Source organism: Agromyces sp. P1_H4 (assembly GCF_056405255.1).
Window position 1 is genome coordinate 1 of sequence record NZ_JBFUCL010000451.1, and the last position, 2,344, is coordinate 2,344.

Genomic DNA, 2,344 nt, shown 5'->3' on the forward strand with positions numbered 1-2,344 from the left:
GTGCCGGTCGCGGCGGGGGCGGCATCGGCGGGCGCCTGTGCCGGCGCGGCGGCTGCGGTCGCGCCCTCGTTGGTCGGAGCCGGAGCGGCCGTGGCGGCGGGCTCGGTGGAGGTCGCGGGGGCGGTCTGGGCCGCCGGGTTCGCGGCGGTCTCGTTGGTGGCCGTCGTCGCCGCGACGTCGCCGTCGCGGGCCTCGCCCGAGGTGCCGTCAGTGATGTCGGTCATGGTGTGCTCCTTCCAAAGCGATGCCAGCATCCCGCTGCAAGCTGTGCACGGCATCGGCGAAGTCTATGAACCGGCTATCCGGTGGCGGTGATTCGTCCGAATGCGGATGGCGCCGTCGTGGTCGCCGTGCGCCAGCGTAGCGGCCCCACCCTGACGTACGGTGAGAGCGTGAGCGACTTCTCCCCCTCGCCGGCCCTGCGGCCGTGGCAGCGCACCRCCGCAGGCGCCGGCCTGTTGGCGCCCGACGGCAGCATCGCCGCGACGATCTTCGCCGAGATGAGCGCGCTCGCGGCGCGCACCGGCGCGATCAACCTCGGTCAGGGGTTCCCCGACGAGGACGGACCGCCCGAGGTGCTCGAGGCCGCGCGTCGGGCCATCGCGGACGGYGTGAACCAGTACCCACCCGGGATCGGCATGCCCGTGCTGCGGGAGGCCATCGCCGAGCATCAACGTCGGTTCTACGGGCTCGAGGTCGACGCGGCATCCGAGGTGCTCGTGACCGCCGGGGCGACCGAGGCGCTCGCCGCCACCATCCTCGCCCTCGTCGACGAGGGCGAGGAGGTCGTGACGTTCGAGCCCTACTACGACGCGTACGCGGCCGTCATCGCCCGGGCGGGGGGCGTGCACCGCACGGTGCCGCTCCACTGGTCTTCAACGCAGCACAGGCCCGACTGGCGGCCCGACCACGCCGAGCTCGAGGCGGCCGTCACCGACCGCACGCGCATCATCCTCGTGAACTCGCCGCACAACCCGACGGGCGCGGTGCTCGACGCCGACACCCTCGCGCTGGTCGTGCGCCTCGCCGAGCGGCACGACGCGATCATCGTGACCGACGAGGTGTACGAGCACCTCACGTTCGGCGTGCCGCACACGCCGATCGCGACGCTGCCCGGCGCTCGCGAACGCACCGTGTCGATCTCGTCGGGCGGCAAGACGTTCAGCACCACCGGCTGGAAGATCGGCTGGCTCACCGCACCCGCCGCGCTCGTCACGAGCGTGCTGGCGGTGAAGCAGTACCTCACGTTCGTGAACGGCGCGCCGTTCCAGCCGGCCATCGCCACCGGCCTCGGGCTGCCCGATGCGGTGTTCACGGATGCCGCGGCCGAGCTCCGCGCGAAGCGCGACCTGCTCGCCGCCGGCCTCACCGCCGCCGGCTTCGCCGTGTCGCTGCCCGACGCCGGGTACTTCATCGTCGCGGATGCCCGCCCGCTCGGCTACGACGACGGCGCGGCGCTCTGCCGTCGGCTGCCCGAACTGGCGGGCGTGGTGGGCGTTCCGGTGTCGGCGTTCGTGCACCCCGACCGCCAGGATGCCTACCGCAGCCTCGTGCGCTTCGCGTTCTGCAAGCGCCGTGAGGTGCTGGAGGAGGCATCCGCTCGCCTCGCGGCGCTCACCGCGAGCGCGGGTTGATCCGCTCGGTCACGTCGAAGCGGCGCAGCGCGAGCGCGGGGTTGACCCGGCGTACGGCGTCGATGCGCTCACGCGAGACCCAGGCCACCGCGACATCCGTCGCCTCGCCGATCGTCGCGATCTCGACGCCCATGGGGTCGACGATCATGCTGTTGCCGGCGCCGACCGGCGGGGCGTGGTCGGCCGCCAGCACGTACATGGTGTTCTCGAGGGCGCGCGCGGTGGTCAGCACCCGCCAGTGCGCCTCCTTCAGCGGGCCTCGCACCCACTCGGCGGGCATGCAGACCACGTCGGCCCCGGCGTCGACGATGCGGCGGGTCACCTCGGGGAAGCGGGCGTCGTAGCAGGTCTGCAGGCCGAAGCGGATGCCTCCGGCCTCGAACAGCTCGGGCGGCGCGACGTCGCCCGGCGCCACCCATTCGGACTCGCGCTGCCCGAACGCGTCGTAGAGGTGCAGCTTGCGGTACCGCGCCACAACCCCGTCGTGGGGGGCGATCGCCACGACCGTGTTGCCGACGCGGCGCTCGTCGCCTCCGAGCCGCTCGATCATGCCCGCGACGAGGTGCACGTCGAGGCGCGTCGCGATGGCGCCGAGCGCCTCGGTGAACCGGCCCCCGATCTCCTCCGAGGCCTCCTGCCAGTCCCAGCCGGGCTCGGGCGTGAAGTAGCTCGAGTACTCGGGGAACACKACGAGGCGCGCACCGCCGGTC

The 2,344-nt window shown here is 73.2% G+C and carries 3 protein-coding genes; 1 reads left to right on the top strand and 2 read right to left on the bottom strand.

Annotation, left to right across the window (positions count from 1 at the left end):
- On the bottom strand, positions 1-224 hold a 224-nt coding region (locus AC1DY2_RS18735), incomplete at its 3' end, for a hypothetical protein (protein ID WP_476763783.1).
- Positions 225-392: 168 nt separating this feature from the next.
- Between AC1DY2_RS18735 and AC1DY2_RS18740 the strand changes: the two genes are divergently transcribed.
- Positions 393-1,634 (top strand): pyridoxal phosphate-dependent aminotransferase, encoded by a 1,242-nt coding sequence (locus AC1DY2_RS18740; protein WP_476763784.1) that lies wholly within the window; start codon positions 393-395, stop codon positions 1,632-1,634.
- Here the strand turns inward: AC1DY2_RS18740 and AC1DY2_RS18745 are convergent.
- Positions 1,615-2,344, bottom strand: a 730-nt coding sequence (locus AC1DY2_RS18745; RefSeq protein WP_476763785.1) for a carbon-nitrogen hydrolase family protein, incomplete at its 5' end; no start/stop codon positions are given. The genes AC1DY2_RS18740 and AC1DY2_RS18745 overlap by 20 nt on opposite strands.